Source organism: Paenibacillus sp. S28 (assembly GCF_016624415.1).
Taxonomy (GTDB): Bacteria; Bacillota; Bacilli; order Paenibacillales; family Paenibacillaceae; genus Paenibacillus_AQ; species Paenibacillus_AQ favisporus.
Genome location: NZ_JACVTM010000005.1, coordinates 198639 through 213201 on the forward strand (window position 1 = coordinate 198639; position 14563 = coordinate 213201).

Here is a 14563-nt window from a genome sequence, read left to right on the forward strand (position 1 = left end):
GAAGCAGGCACTGCCTATAATAAGCCTATGACAGAAATCAAAGCGGAGGAGCCTGGAGTACGTGACGATTCTGGAAGTGAAGCATTTGTCGAAAATCTATGAAGGCCGCGTACCGCTGCAGGCGCTCGACCATATCCAGTTCGCGGTGTCCGCCGGCGAATTCGTTGGTGTGATGGGGCCCTCGGGGAGCGGCAAGACCACGCTGCTCAACGTGATTGCGACCATCGACGAGCCGACAGCCGGCGAAGTCTGGATTAACGGGACCAACCCGCATCAGTTGAGCCGCAAACAGACCGCGCTGTTCCGCAGGCGCGAGCTTGGCTTCGTGTTCCAGCACTTCAACCTGCTCGATACGTTGAGCGTCGGGGAGAACATCGTGCTGTCCCTGTCGCTGGACGGGGTGCCCGTACGGGAGATGGAGCGCAGGCTGGAGGAAGTGGCGGAGAAGCTCGGCATTCGCGGGATTCTGGACAAGCGCACCTACGAGATTTCGGGGGGACAGATGCAGCGGACGGCCATCGCACGGGCGCTGATCCACCGGCCTTCGCTGATTCTGGCGGATGAGCCGACGGGCAATCTCGACTCCAAGGCGTCCAAGGACGTCATGGAGACGCTGGATCAGATGAACCGGCAGGAGCAGGCGACGGTGCTGATGGTGACCCATGATCCGGTCGCGGCGAGCTTCTGCCACCGGGTCATTTTTATCAAAGACGGCAAATTCTATAACGAAATCTATCAGGGCAGCAACCGGCAGGCGTTTTTCCAGAAAATCATCGACATGCTGTCGCTGCTGGGGGGAGACAGCCGTGTCCTTTCTACAGTTCGTTTATAGAAACGTCGCCCGCAGCAAGCGGACCTATGCGGCTTATTTTCTCAGCAGCGCCTTCTCGGTCATGATCTTCTTCATCTGCGCTCTGTTCCTGTTCAGCCCCTATATCCGCGGGCAGCTGATCTATCCGATCGTAATGCAGACGATGATCACCGCCGAATGCATCATGTATCTGTTCTCCTTTTTCTTCGTGCTGTATTCGGTAGGCTCCTTTCTGACCTCGCGGAAGCGGGAGATCGGAATCCTGCTGATGCACGGGATGACCAAGGGACAGCTGAACCGGATGGTCCTGATGGAGAACATGCTGATCGGCCTCGGAGCCATTCTGACCGGTATGGCCGCCGGCCTCATCACAGGCAAGCTCTTTCTGATGATCGGCTCCCGTTCCTTTGGGATGGCGCCGATTCCGTTTTACCTGCCCTGGCAGGCTCTGGCGCTGACAGCGGGTGCATTTGTGCTGTTGTTCCTGCTGATTTCGGTCTGCACCTCCGTCATGCTCCGAAACCGGACGCTCATCGAGCTGTTTCAGTCCGGGCAAAGGCCGAAGACGCCGCCGCGGGCGTCCGGCATCCAGTCGCTGCTGGCGGCCGTGCTGCTGCTTGCATCCTATGCGCTGGCCGCGACGACCACGGTGAATACGATCTACATCCGCATGCTTCCGGTCGTCATCATGACCATCGCCGGCACGTATTTCCTGTACACCCAGCTTGGCGTATGGGTCGTCCGGCTGCTGCAGAAGCGGAGGCTCTTTTTCTGGAAAAAGACGAATATCGTGACGGTCTCGAATCTGGCGTACCGCCTCAAAGACAACGCGAACATGCTGTTCATGGTGACGATCATTTCGACGGTTTCGTTCTGTGCTGTCGGCGTGTTTGCTTCCATTAATACGCTCTCAGGCCAGTTCCGGGAGGACTACCCGGCGGCGGTCAGCTATCTGTCCAAGGGCGGAAATTCTCTGGAAGCGCAGCATGTGCAGCAGCTTGAGGACGAATTTCGTGCGAAGGGGCTCAGTCCAGCGATCGTCAGCTTTCCGGTCAAAAACATCCAGGTCGTCCTGCCAGCCGGCGAAGGGGACAGCGCGCTGCTTCCGGTCATCTCTTATTCCAGCTACAAGCAGGCGGTGGAATCCGCCGGGGACAGCGACCTGGAGAAGCCGCTGGAAGGCATTGACGCCCTGGTGATGATCAGTTCCGAGCGCGACCGTACCTACACCCGGATCCGGGAGATGGAGGTCTATACGCTGGCGGAAGAGAGGCTGCAACTCCGGGAGATCGGGTACACGTCGCGGGTTCCCGTGCCTGAGCATGTCCTGCGGGAGATGAAATGGAAGCGGGAAGGCGATTTCAGCGGCCTCGTCGTCAGCGACCGCCTGTTTGACCGTCTAACATCTCCCGTGTCAGTGGACCGGTATACCGGATTCTACGTGGACGATTTCGAGCGTACGCTGGGCCTTGGAGAGCGGCTCGCGCCGCGCGGCGAAGTCCGGTATGACGCCGGACAGCCGTACGCGATGACGGTGAGCGGCACGCTGTATGTGACGCAGATGACGTCTTACCGGGCGATGCTGTTTGCAGCGCTGTTGGTGGGGACGGTTTTCTTTATTGCGGCGGGCAGCTTCTTGTATTTCCGCCTCTATGCGGACCTGGACTACGACCGGCGCCAATACGACACGATCGCCAAGATGGGACTGACGGACCGGGAGCTGAACCGGATCGTGACCGGCCAGCTCGCGATGCTCTTTTTCGTGCCGATATTACTAGCCGCTCTGCACAGCATTTTCGCTTTTATGGCGCTGCAAAGCTTCTATTATCTCTCCATCGCTTGGGAAATGGGGGCGGTGCTGGCGTGCTTCGTTACGGCCCAGGTGGCGTATTTTTTCTTCATCCGTTACAACTATTTGCGGAACGTAAGAAAGACCCTTATTTAACGCAGGGCTTCACTATAAACCGTATGGGAGGGAATTCCATGGAGCAGTGGATTACCAGCGTCGTGGAACAGTTCGGTTATGTCGGTATTGCGCTCATTATTGCCCTTGAAAATATATTTCCCCCGATTCCGTCGGAGCTGATCCTTACGTTCGGGGGCTTTATGACAACGAAATCGCATCTGACCATCCCGGGCGTCATCGCGGCGGCTACAGTCGGCTCCGTGATCGGAGCGGTCATTCTGTACGGCATCGGCCTGCTGCTGGATGTGAACCGCCTGGAGCGGATCGTGGCCAAATGGGGCCGCATCCTGCGAGTCAAATCCTCCGATATCGCCAAGTCGGAGAAGTGGTTCAGCCGTTACGGCTACTTTACGGTGTTCTTCTGCCGGATGATTCCGCTCGTGCGGTCCCTGATCTCGATTCCGGCCGGGATGGCCCGGATGAAGTTTGGTCTGTTTCTGCTCTTTACCACCGTCGGAACGCTGATCTGGAACACGGTGCTCGTGTACTTGGGGGCGGCCCTGGGAGATTCCTGGGAGAGCATTCTGCACTATATGGACGTGTATTCGCATGCCGCCTACGCCGTGATCGGCCTGGTTATTGTATGCGTGCTGTTCCTGTACCTCCGCCGCGCGCGGGGAATGCGGGTTGAAAAGTAAACTGAAGGAGTTGTGAAACGTTTTGGATTTGATGGAAATCATTAAAGCGGTGATCCTCGGGATCGTCGAAGGATTGACGGAGTTCGCCCCGGTATCATCGACCGGGCATATGATCATCGTGGACGATATGTGGCTGAAGACCGGGGAGTTTCTGGCTTCGCCCGTAGCCAATACCTTTAAAGTCGTTATTCAGCTGGGCTCGATCCTGGCGGTGGTCGTCGTGTTCTGGAGCCGGTTTCTCGACCTGCTTGGCCTGCGGAGAAGAAAACCGGAGGCAGGAGGCAGCCGGGTGCAGGGACGCCTGAAGCTGACCCAGGTCATCGTCGGCCTGATTCCGGCCGGCGTGCTCGGCCTGCTGTTTGATGACTATATTGACGAGCATCTGTTTTCGACGCGGACGGTGCTGATCGGGCTGGTCATCGGGGCGCTCCTGATGATCGCGGCCGACGTATGGCGGCCGAAGCGTCCGAAAGCCGAGACGGTGGACCAGATTACATACGGGCAGGCCTTTGGCATCGGACTGGTTCAGTGCCTGTCCCTGTGGCCGGGCTTCTCCCGCTCCGGTTCCACCATCTCCGGCGGGGTTCTGATGGGCATGAGCTACCGGGCGGCTTCCGACTTTACGTTTATTATGGCCGTGCCGATTATGCTCGGTGCCAGCGGGTTGTCGCTGCTGAAGAACTGGGAGTATTTTACGATGGATATGATGCCGTTTTTCTTGGCAGGCTTTATCAGCTCGTTTATCGTGGCGCTGATCGCCATCCGCTTCTTCCTGAAGCTCATCAACCGCATCAAGCTGGTACCGTTCGCCGTGTACCGGATCGTGCTGGCCGCTATTATTTTTCTCGTCATATGGTAACCGTTCGTTATAAGCCCCTCGCAGAGGGGCTTTTTTTGCCGCTTAGAAACTCCTTCCAATCCAGGCCGGCCATCAGGTACAATAGGTTCGACAAGGAGGCCTGGCATGAAAATTAGAGTGCTGATTGCGGATGATAACTCGTTTATCCGGGAAGGAATGAAGATCATCCTGAATACGTTCGGGGAGTTTGAGGTGCTGGCTACGGTGAACGACGGGCAGGAAGCGGTGGACTACTGCAGGACCCATGAGGTGGACGTGGCGCTTCTGGACGTGCGGATGCCGAATATGAACGGGGTGGAAGCGACCAAAATATTGACCGAAGAGACCGGAACCAAGCCGCTGATCCTGACGACCTTTGATGACGACGAATACATACTCGATGCGATCCGTTACGGCGCCAAAGGGTATCTGCTGAAGAACAATGACCCCGAGCGCATCCGGGATGCGATCAAGAGCGTGCACAGCGGCAATAACGTGCTGCAGGACGTGGTGCTGGATAAGCTGAAGTCAGTGATGGACGGACTGCCTGCGGGCCAGGGGAAAAGGACGGAAAGCAGTGCCCATCAGGAACATGGTGGAGCCCAGCAAGCGGGTATGCAGGAGGCTGGCGGGAAAGGAGCGTCTGCGAGCACGGGGAGTACATCTGGTCGGGGAACAGCGGGGGCATCGGGCACATCAGCGGCGCAGGTTAAGGGAGCCTCGTCTACCGATTACCCGTTTGACCGCAGCGTATTCACCGAGCGCGAGCTGGAGGTGATGTCCCTGATCGCCCAGGGGCTGTCCAACAAGGAAATTTCCAAGGAGCTGTTTATTTCGGAAGGGACCACGGCCAACTATATTACATCGATCCTGAACAAAACGGCGCTGTCGCACCGCACCCAGATCGCCATCTATTATTTGACCGGCAAGGTCCGGTAGGCGGCGGATTGTATGGAACTGTGGACTGTCGGCAACAAAACGATACTGCTGCTCTTTGTCGTGATCGCCACCTATTTTACGGCAGCCCAACCGGACCCGTGGATCGTGCTGCTGTTTCTCATTTACTCGGCACTGAATCTGGTGCTGCATATCGTGAAGGGCAGCCGGCTGAAGCAGGGAGCCATCGTGCTGATCGAGCTGTTTTTGATCGGCTGTGCGATGTATCATCCCTTTTTCACGCTGCTGCTGCCCTTCGGATGTTATGAGCTGGCCACGTTTTATCCCCGGAAGAACGGGGTCGTGCTCCTCGTCATCCTCATTCCGCTGATCTTCCTGCGGGATTCGATGATGGTTCTGTATATGTTCGTGGCCGCGCTGAGCTATTTCAATTATGTGCTGGTCCGGCAGTATATGGGCAGGATCGTCCGCCAGGAAGACGAAAACGAGCTGATACGTAAGGATATGCACCGGCTGGCCCGGAGCTTGAACGAAAACAGGGACTTCGCCAGGGCCTCGGAATATATGGTCAAGCTGGAGGAACGCAGCCGGCTTACCCAGCAGATTCATGACGGGATCGGGCATGCCATGACCGGGGCCTTGATCCAGATGGAGGCCGCCAAGCGGCTGCTGCACAGCGACCCCCATACCGCGGAGAATCTCCTCCAGAACGCCATCGGCATCTCGAAGGAAGCCATCGAGGAAATCCGCCTCACGCTGAAGAACAACAAACCCCCTGTGGAACAGCTCGGACTAAGCCGCCTGAAAACGGCGGTTGAAGCCTTTAGCGGCAAAACGGGGATGATGACCTCTGTCGTTCATGACGGGAACATGGAAATCATCACCCCTCTCCAATGGAAGATCATCTATGAAAATGTGACCGAGGCGCTGACCAACAGCGCCAAGTATTCCGGGGCTACGTCGGTGCATGTGGAAATCCGCGTGCTGAATCGCTTCATCAAAGCGGTCGTCTCCGATAACGGCCAGGGCTCCTCCAAGATCGTTAAAGGCCTGGGCCTGATCGGCATGGAAGAGCGGACGGCATCCGTGAACGGCACGGTCATCGCCGACGGCTCCCAGGGCTTCACGGTCACCACGCTGATTCCGTACGGCAGGGAATGATAAATTTCATATGACAGGTCATGCCCCCACGGCAAAGACATGAATTTTCTCATGGATCAAGGATGAACTTATGCACTGACATAAGGTCATCCTTTTTTATTAAGATAAGAGCATCAAGACAGATGGAGCGGGCGAGATGCATGCCGCCCTGTCGATCTGTTAAAAGGACAACGAAACGGAGTGGGATGAAATGAACGTGCTCGATATTCGGGGGCTGACCAAAAAATTCGGCGAATTCGTCGCCGTGGACAATATGTCGCTGACGGTAAGGGAAGGGGAAATCTTCGGCTTTCTCGGGGCCAACGGCGCCGGCAAAAGCACAACAATCAATATGGTATCCTCACTGCTGCGCCCAAGCAGCGGGGAAATCCGGATTTTGGACCGGGACATCACGAAGCAGAGCCGGTTCGCCAAGCTGAACCTGGGCATCGTGCCGCAGGATCTGGCGATCTATGAAGATATGACGGCCTATGAGAACGTGAGCTTCTTTGCCGGATTGTACGGTCTGCGCGGCACCCAGCTCAAAGAACGGACGGAGGAAGCGCTCGAATTTGTCGGCCTCAGCGACAAGGCGAAGAGCCTGCCGAAGAACTTCTCAGGCGGGATGAAGCGGCGCTTGAACATCGCCTGCGCGATCGCTCATAAGCCGAAGCTTATTATTATGGATGAGCCGACGGTCGGCATCGATCCCCAGTCGCGGAACTATATCCTGACCTCGGTGCGGAATTTGAATGAATCGGGCTGCACGATTATTTATACGAGTCACTATATGGAAGAAGTCGAGGAAATCTGCTCGCGGATCGCCATTGTGGATCATGGCAAAATCATCGCCGAGGGCACAAAGGAGCAGTTGAAGTCAACGATTACCGACGTGAAAGACATCCGCATCGAAGTGAAATCGGCGCAGCCTGCGGCGGCAGGGGCGCTCAAAGCGATTCCGGGCGTGCGGACGGTGCTGCAGGAAGAGAACGTGATCCGGATTCACAGCGACGCGGCGGTCGACAACCTGAACCGGATCCTGAAGCAGCTCATGGATGACGGGATGGAAATTCGCTCGGTGGAAGAGAAGGAGCCCAATCTGGAGACGGTGTTTCTGACCTTGACCGGAAGAAATTTACGGGATTAATCGCTTAAGCGGGGAGGAGGTTCATGAGGTGAATATTTTATCGATTGCATTTAAAGAAATCAAACAGGATTTCCGGGATCGGCGCACACTGATTTTTATGCTGGGCTTTCCGATCATTCTGATGCTGATTCTAGGCCTGGCCCTGACGAACGCATTCAGCGGCGACTTGAGCGTCGGTGACCTGAAGGTGGTCGTGAAGGACACCACCGGAGGAGGACCGCTGTCCGAAGCGTTTGCTGCCTTTACCAAGGAGGCCGGAAAGTCGGGGATCACGTTCGATTCGCTCCCGGCAGGGAAGAACGGCCGGACCGAAGTGGAGAACAACCGCTACGTGGATTATGTGGAGCTGAGCGGGCAGGGGATTTCCCTCTACGGCAGCAGCCGCAGTACGATTGAGAGCAATATTGTGCAGGGGATGCTGACGTCCTTTGCCGATAAGTACAATGCCGCTGCGGCGGTTGCGCAGACCGAGCCTGCACAGGTTCAGGCGGTGTTTGCGGGCGGAGCCGGATCGGATTACATTAAGGAACTATCGATCAACGCGGACCGGACGCCGGGGTCCATTGATTACTACGCGCTGGCCCTGACGGTAATGGTCGGTATGTGGGCGGCCATGCCGGCCGGAGGGCTGATCCAAAGGGAAATCTTGCGCGGAACGGCGGTGCGGCTGGTGACGGCGCCGGTACGCAAAAGCGAGATATTTGCCGGCAAGGTGCTGGGCGGCATCGTGACCAACTTTCTGTTCGTGATCGTCATTATCGTCTTCAGCAAGTACGTCTTCAAGGCGTATTGGGGAGAACATATGGGCATCGTCCTGATCGTGCTGCTGTCGGAAGTCATCATGGCGCTAAGCCTGGGCCTTGCCTTCAGTTATCTGCTCAAAGGCAGTGCATCGCGGGGCATTATCTCTCTGATCGTTCAGCTGATGTCCTTCTTTGGGGGAGCGTACTTCCCGATCGGGGACGAATCCGGGGGAGGCATCATGGGATTTCTCGTGAATTTGTCTCCGATACGCTGGGGAAATCATGGATTGACCCAGGTGATTTACGGAAACGACGTATCCGCTGCCTGGCCGGCGGTCGGCCTGTATATCGGCTTTGCCATACTGTTTCTGGGCGCATCCATCGCCGTCATGAGACGCAGGGAGGGATTGTAACATGTGGAAGGATATCTGGTTTTTGGTGATCCGGACACTCCGGGCCACATTTCGCAAACGCAGCACGATGATTCTGTACTTCGGGCTGCCGATCGCCGGCATCTTGGCTTCCTTGCTGCTCTATGGATCGCAGGGAGCAACGGAGCTGCGGGTGGGAGTAGTGAACGGGGATGACGGGCAAACCATCGCGGCCGATACGGTTCAGTTTGTTCAAGGTCTGGACCATGTCAAGGTCGTGAACGTGACGCAGCAGGAGCTGCAGGATCAGCTTGCCGCAAGCGATCTCGACAGCGGGCTGATCATCGAGTCCGGCTATTCGGAGAGCGTTCGGAGCGGCAGCCCGGACCATATCGCGATTCAGTCGGTGAAGGGCGCCCAGGTAACGGCGTATATGAAATCTATGCTGTACGGATATATCGACAACGTGGCGGCCATGGGCAGAATTTCGGCCGGGAACGACGCGAAGTTCCAGCAGCTGTATGACCGCTACCGTTCGGCGGACTTCAAGGTCACCTCCGAGTCTGTCAATGACACGTCGACCACGAAGGAGATGTCCTACCAGTCCATCGGCTTTCTGCTTATGTTTATGATGACCTCGGCAGTGAGCTTGTCGGAGCTCATCCTGAAAAACCGGGAGAACCGCACGTACTTCCGGGTGCTGTCTTCGCCGATTAACGCCAGGACGTACGTCATGGCCAACATTTTGATGAATCTGATCGTCATGCTGGCGCAGATCGTGATCGTCCTGTTCTTCATGCGCGTCGTGTTCCGGATCGATCCGGGCATGCCGGTGGCGCAGATGTTCGGCATCCTGCTGCTGTTCTCCTTGGTATCGGTGAGCATCTCCCTGGTGATTGTGGCCTTCTCGAAGAGCACCGCCATGGCCGGCGCACTTTCGAACCTGATCGTTACGCCGACCTGCCTGCTCTCCGGCTGCTTCTTCCCGATCAGCATCATGCCGGATGCAATCCGCCGGGTGTCCGACTTCCTGCCCCAGAACTGGGTGCTGCAGTCGATCGAGAAGCTGCAGTCCGGCGAAGGCTTCGCCGGCGTATGGTTTAACCTGTCGATCCTGTTTGCCTTCGCGGTGGTATTTTTCCTGATCGCGACCTATAAGTTCGGCCGAAACAACGATACGCGAAACTTTGTGTAAAACTAAGCATATGGAGAAAAATAAGGGCCCCCAGGTTTCGTACCTGGGGGCCCTTGCTTCTTATTTGTCCGCTTTAAGCATGGCGCAGCCGTATGCCGGCAGCTTTACTTCAAGCTTGCCCTGGGGGGCAGACGCGGTTTGGCCTGTGCGGATATCCGTCCAGCTTGATTCCTCCACGTCGACCGAGAGGGTGTCCTCTTGGTCCGAATTGTTCATGAGAATGACGATCTTGTCGTTCTCGTCCTCGCGGGAGTAAGCCAGCTGCTTGCTTCCTTCCTCCGCGGACAGGAACGTCAGTCTTCCGGTGCGGAGCGCGCCATACTGATGGCGCAAAGCGATCAGATCCTTGTAAAAGGCCAGCAGGTCCTGGTCCTGTTTGGCGGAATCCCACTGCATGCACTGGCGGCATTCCGGGTCCTGACCGCCGCTGAGGCCGACCTCATCCCCGTAGAAAATGCACGGGGTTCCAGGGAACGTGAACTGGAACTGGACGGCCAGCTTCATTTTATCCTTGTTCCCTTTGCATTTGGTCAGCAGGCGCGGCGTATCATGGCTGTCCAGCAGGTTGAACGCCACTTCGTTCGCCTGGCGCGGATAGCGGGAGAGCTGTTTGCCGATCGCATGGGCGATTCCTTCGGCATCTGTAATTCCGTCGACGAAGAAATCGAGCGCTGCGTTGGTGAACGGATAGTTCATGACGGCGTCAAACTGGTCTCCCTGCAGCCAGGGCGAGGACTCATGCCAGATTTCGCCGAGAATATAGGCGTCCGGTTTAGCCTGTTTTACGACCTGGCGGAATTCACGCCAGAACTGATGGTCGACTTCGTTGGCCACGTCCAGGCGCCAGCCGTCGATGTCGGCTTCCTTGATCCAGTACTCCGCGACCTTCAGGAGATACTCCTTCACCTCGGGGTTCTCGGTATTCAATTTCGGCATGAGCGGCTCAAAAGCAAACGTGTCGTAGCTCGGTACGCCGTCCTCCACGCCGATCGGGAAATTGCGGATATGGAACCAGTCCTTGTAGCGCGACTGCTCCCCCTTTTCCCGCAGGTCCAGGAAAGGGGCGAACGTCCGGCCCGAATGATTGAACACCGCATCCAGCAGCACGCGGATTCCCCGCTCGTGGCAGGCGGCCACGACCTTTTTCAGCAGATCCATATCCCCGAATTGGGGGTCGATCGTTAAGTAATCTTCGGTATCGTATTTATGGTTGGTCGTCGCCTTGAAAATCGGCGTGAAATAAATCGCATTGATGCCCAGCTCACTTAAATGATCCAGGTGGTCAAGAACCCCCAGCAGATCCCCGCCGAAGAAGTTGTCCCGCTCAGGCTCGCCGCCCCAAGGCAGCGTTCCTTTCGGATCCAACGACGAATCGCCGTTCGCGAAGCGCTCAGGGAAAATTTGATAAAAGACCGCGTCCTTCACCCATGCCGGCACGGTGAAAATATCGACCGGATTGATAAAAGGATATTCGAACAAACGGTCCGGGGTCTCAGGTGGCTCCGGAAGGAAATCGTATTCGGTCATCCAGTACTTTTCCTTACCGTCCTCCAGCAAAAATCCGTATTTCAGCCGGCGGTAGGGAGGCGTCACTTCGCATTCCCAGTAATCAAACAGTTCGTCGGAAACCAGCTTGATCATCGGGATATACTCCATCGACTCATCCCAAATGTACTTGTCGCCGGCCATGGCCGAAACCGAGGTCACGTCGTCTCGTTTGGTGCGGATTCTCAGGTGGATGGTACGTCCGTCATAGGCATAACACCAGTTAAGTTTGGGGCGGTGGTACACAGCTTCCAGCAGCATCTCATTTTCCTCCTCACGCAAAAAAGGCACAACCAGGGTCCACATACTTCAGCCCGAGGTTGTACCTTCATTTAGGGTAACATAGCCTTTAAATTGGAAATGCTGAGAACGTAAGTTAAGGAAACGTCCGTGCTCAGGTAGCTAAAATATAGCATGATTCCTTCTGGGCTTCAACCTGCAAAATTGTGCGGCCGATCAGTGAACGCTCCTCCTCTTCCAGCGAAATAAGGTATAATCACATTGAAATTACCTTGGATGCTTATGCCTGAAACAGACAGAAGGGAACGATATCATTGAACGTATCATTGTTATATATCGAAGACGACGCCGAGATCGGCGAATGGGTCTGCCGGGACCTGGCTGAACGCGGATATCAGGTGGAATGGCAGCGCAGCGGCGAAAGGGCCGCGGAGCTTGCGGCCAACTGCAAGCTGGTTATTCTCGATGTCATGCTGCCGGGCCTGGACGGATTTACGGTTGGACAAAGGCTGAAGAAGGCGTACCCGGAGCTGCCGATTCTGATGCTGTCCGCGCGGACGTCCATCGACGACAAGCTGGAAGGGCTGCAGTTTGCCGACGATTACCTCACGAAGCCTTTTCACCCCGACGAGCTGGCGGCCCGCATCGAAGTGCTGCTCCGCCGGTCGGGATCGGTCGCGTCCGATGTGCTGGAACTGAAGCACTTGTCGGTATACGAGCGGGAGAACCGGATCGTGAACCGCGAGACCGGGGAAGAGATCATCCTGACCGGCAAGCAGTATCAAATTTTCAAGTTTATGCTCCGGCATTTGGGCCAGATCCTGACCAAAGAGCAGATCTATGAGGGCGTGTGGGGCGAGCCTTATTTTGATGGAGACAAAACGCTGATGGTGCACATCCGTTATCTCCGCGAGAAGCTGGAACGTGACCCGGCCTCGCCCGAAATCATTGAAACGATCCGCGGTGTCGGCTACCGCATCAAGGCATGAAGACGGGCAAAAGCGGAAAGTTCCGCGGTTCGCTGCTGTCGAGATACCTTTTAATTATGGTCATCGCTCTGCTTTTTATTCCGGTGGTGTTTCCTGCGGCGCTGATCGGATATCAGCTCGTCAACTTGAATATCGTCGATCCGCTGTTTCCCTCGGAGCCAGAGCAGGAGAATCCATACGCCGGCTTGCGTCTTGAGAGAACGTGGCATCAGGAAGCCAAGCAGCTGAAGGACAAAACCCCGGCGCAGATCGATGCCAGGCTAAAAAAGCTTAGCCAGGAGTACGATAAGGCGGCCGTGTTCTGGGTTGACGGACAGGGCAACCTCAGGGAGCCGGGGGGCAGCAAGCTGGATCTTCCGAAGCGGTGGAGCGCGTCGGATGCGATGGCCTATATGAAGAAGTACCGGGAATCCTACGGGAAGTTTACGGTGGTGGCTTTTATCGGGGATGCAGAGTCTCTGGGCAAGGGGTTTATGGTCATCGAGGTGCCGAAGGAAGTGCAGAGCACCCGCAGCGACTCGGTGTCAGACCGGACGTTTTACTTCGTATATGTACTTATTCTACTGATGTTTTTGGCCTTTGTCGCCGTCTCATGGATGTTCTTCGTGAACATGAGAAGGCGGCTGCTGAGCCTGCAGCATGCCATGACGGTGCAGGGTCAGAACGGACTGCCGGAGCCGATCCAGGTCAAAAGGGAGGATGAAATCGGACAGCTGGAAAACGCATTTAACGGGATGGTGGCCAAGCTGGGCCGAAGTTTAAAGCGCGAACGGGAAGAGGAGGAGCTGCGCAAGCGGCTGATCGCCAACCTGTCGCATGACCTGCGTACACCGCTGACCGTCATCCGTGGCCATGTCCATACGCTGCAAAAAGAGCCCTTGTCCGATCGGGGACATGAGCTGCTGAAGCTGACCGAAGCCAAGCTCGGTGATTTGGGCGGGCTGATCGATAACCTGCTGTCGTATAATCTCCTGACGAGCGGCAGGTACACCCTGCAGCCGGTGCAGGCGGACGTGCTCCGGATCGTGAGGGAAAGCGCGGCCGCCTGGTATCCGCTGTGGGAAAAGGAAGGGTTTGAAGTGGATGTCTCGCTGCAGGAAGAGCCGCTGTGGTGGCTTGTCGATATCCAGTGGTTCCGGCGGATTCTGGACAATCTGTTCCAGAACGTGCTGAGGCACGCTCATTCCGGATTGTATATCGGCATAGCTACGGAGGCGGCCGGGGGCAGGACGGCCATTGTCATTTCCGATCGCGGCCAGGGCATGCAGTCGTCTTCCGGCGGCAAGGGCGCCGGGATCGGCCTCGCGATCGTCGGCTTCCTGACGCGGGAGATGGGGCTGTCCATGATGATCGAGAGCGATTCACAGGGGACAAGGGTTTTGCTGTACCCCGCGGGCTCGGAAAAACCGGGGCTAATGATCAAGTGAAGCCTTGGTTTTGACCATAGAAAACTACACCCCTTGTTAGCCGAAGCCTAACAAGGGGTGTAGTTTAATCAGAGCGGTTTTCTGTATACTTTCACGTGATGAATATTTCAGCTGTTAAAGGATTTGATGAAGTTTTTCTGATCCTTGGTGAACACGTATCCACGGCGTTCGTAGAATCGGTGGGCCTGGACGCGGCTCGGATGCGACAGCAGCTTGACTCCGGAAAACCCGTGGCTTCTCCCCCACTGCTCCAGGTGGCTGATCAGCAAACTGCCGACCCCTTGATTCCGGTGCGATTTTTTTACGACAAACCCCAGAACGTTGATCAGAGAGTCGGAAAAGAGCAGCTCATAAGGACTGCCGTGAATGTATCCGACGACTTCTTCATTTTGCTCGCATACAAAAATGACATCCTTCGTCTGAGCCGTGATGGCTTCAATCCTCTTCTTCACCCGGTCTTCGGTAAACAACCGCAGATCCGGGTTGAAATCCTGATTCAATACGTAAATATCGCGGTAATCCGCTGCTTCAATCTGCCTAACCGTGCAATCCGTCAATGTTACGCCTCCAATCGTCAAGAGATGACAAGTTTCTCTCATTTATGGTAGAGGCTGGA

Annotated in this window: 13 protein-coding genes; 11 read left to right on the forward strand and 2 right to left on the reverse strand. The window is 56.2% G+C overall.

Going from position 1 to position 14563, the window contains the following annotated elements; translation table 11 throughout:
* Positions 1–61 precede the first annotated feature (61 nt).
* From IAE55_RS14535 to IAE55_RS14575, 9 genes are all read left to right on the forward strand, one after another.
* Positions 62–832 (forward strand): ABC transporter ATP-binding protein, encoded by a 771-nt coding sequence (locus tag IAE55_RS14535; protein ID WP_200633116.1) that lies wholly within the window; start codon positions 62–64, stop codon positions 830–832.
* A complete protein-coding gene (locus tag IAE55_RS14540; protein WP_200633117.1) occupies positions 807–2756 on the forward strand; it encodes an ABC transporter permease in 1950 nt (649 codons plus the stop codon). Before IAE55_RS14535 ends, IAE55_RS14540 begins: the two co-directional genes overlap by 26 nt.
* Positions 2757–2794: 38 nt before the next feature.
* Complete coding sequence (locus tag IAE55_RS14545) at positions 2795–3415, forward strand: DedA family protein (protein WP_105445766.1); 621 nt, start codon at positions 2795–2797, stop codon at positions 3413–3415.
* 31 nt (positions 3416–3446) lie between these two features.
* Complete coding sequence (locus IAE55_RS14550; protein ID WP_186382034.1) at positions 3447–4274, forward strand: undecaprenyl-diphosphate phosphatase; 828 nt, start codon at positions 3447–3449, stop codon at positions 4272–4274.
* A 105-nt stretch (positions 4275–4379) separates the two neighbouring features.
* Positions 4380–5192: a response regulator transcription factor gene (locus IAE55_RS14555; protein ID WP_145161511.1), complete on the forward strand. Its 813-nt coding sequence runs from the start codon at positions 4380–4382 to the stop codon at positions 5190–5192.
* Positions 5193–5204: 12 nt separating this feature from the next.
* Positions 5205–6311 (forward strand): sensor histidine kinase, encoded by a 1107-nt coding sequence (locus IAE55_RS14560; RefSeq protein ID WP_145161508.1) that lies wholly within the window; start codon positions 5205–5207, stop codon positions 6309–6311.
* Positions 6312–6501: 190 nt separating this feature from the next.
* Positions 6502–7437: an ABC transporter ATP-binding protein gene (locus IAE55_RS14565; protein ID WP_116232885.1), complete on the forward strand. Its 936-nt coding sequence runs from the start codon at positions 6502–6504 to the stop codon at positions 7435–7437.
* A gap of 28 nt (positions 7438–7465) precedes the next feature.
* Positions 7466–8593: an ABC transporter permease gene (locus tag IAE55_RS14570; protein WP_200633118.1), complete on the forward strand. Its 1128-nt coding sequence runs from the start codon at positions 7466–7468 to the stop codon at positions 8591–8593.
* A 1-nt stretch (position 8594) separates the two neighbouring features.
* A complete protein-coding gene (locus tag IAE55_RS14575) occupies positions 8595–9746 on the forward strand; it encodes an ABC transporter permease (protein WP_152399451.1) in 1152 nt (383 codons plus the stop codon).
* 60 nt (positions 9747–9806) lie between these two features.
* On the opposite strand, the gene IAE55_RS14580 is transcribed toward IAE55_RS14575, so the two are convergent.
* Positions 9807–11552 carry an alpha-glycosidase gene (locus IAE55_RS14580; RefSeq protein ID WP_200633119.1) on the reverse strand — a complete coding sequence of 582 codons (1746 nt, stop codon included), beginning with the start codon at positions 11550–11552 and terminating at the stop codon, positions 9807–9809.
* Positions 11553–11845: 293 nt separating this feature from the next.
* On the opposite strand from IAE55_RS14580, the gene IAE55_RS14585 reads away from it, so the two are divergent.
* Both IAE55_RS14585 and IAE55_RS14590 read left to right on the forward strand, forming a co-directional pair.
* Positions 11846–12520 (forward strand): response regulator transcription factor, encoded by a 675-nt coding sequence (locus IAE55_RS14585; protein WP_105445760.1) that lies wholly within the window; start codon positions 11846–11848, stop codon positions 12518–12520.
* Positions 12517–13947: a HAMP domain-containing sensor histidine kinase gene (locus tag IAE55_RS14590; RefSeq protein ID WP_145161490.1), complete on the forward strand. Its 1431-nt coding sequence runs from the start codon at positions 12517–12519 to the stop codon at positions 13945–13947. Before IAE55_RS14585 ends, IAE55_RS14590 begins: the two co-directional genes overlap by 4 nt.
* A gap of 107 nt (positions 13948–14054) precedes the next feature.
* Here IAE55_RS14590 and IAE55_RS14595 read toward each other — a convergent pair whose 3' ends face one another.
* Positions 14055–14504: a GNAT family N-acetyltransferase gene (locus IAE55_RS14595; RefSeq protein ID WP_181153186.1), complete on the reverse strand. Its 450-nt coding sequence runs from the start codon at positions 14502–14504 to the stop codon at positions 14055–14057.
* Positions 14505–14563 lie beyond the last annotated feature (59 nt).

Coding starts and splice junctions, on each gene's coding strand:
- IAE55_RS14545 (WP_105445766.1), top strand. CDS start 2,795: ATGGAGCAGTGGATTACCAGCGTCGTGGAACAGTTCGGTTATGTCGGT.
- IAE55_RS14550 (WP_186382034.1), top strand. CDS start 3,447: ATGGAAATCATTAAAGCGGTGATCCTCGGGATCGTCGAAGGATTGACG.
- IAE55_RS14555 (WP_145161511.1), top strand. CDS start 4,380: ATGAAAATTAGAGTGCTGATTGCGGATGATAACTCGTTTATCCGGGAA.
- IAE55_RS14560 (WP_145161508.1), top strand. CDS start 5,205: ATGGAACTGTGGACTGTCGGCAACAAAACGATACTGCTGCTCTTTGTC.
- IAE55_RS14565 (WP_116232885.1), top strand. CDS start 6,502: ATGAACGTGCTCGATATTCGGGGGCTGACCAAAAAATTCGGCGAATTC.
- IAE55_RS14575 (WP_152399451.1), top strand. CDS start 8,595: ATGTGGAAGGATATCTGGTTTTTGGTGATCCGGACACTCCGGGCCACA.
- IAE55_RS14580 (WP_200633119.1), bottom strand. CDS start 11,552: ATGCTGCTGGAAGCTGTGTACCACCGCCCCAAACTTAACTGGTGTTAT.
- IAE55_RS14590 (WP_145161490.1), top strand. CDS start 12,517: ATGAAGACGGGCAAAAGCGGAAAGTTCCGCGGTTCGCTGCTGTCGAGA.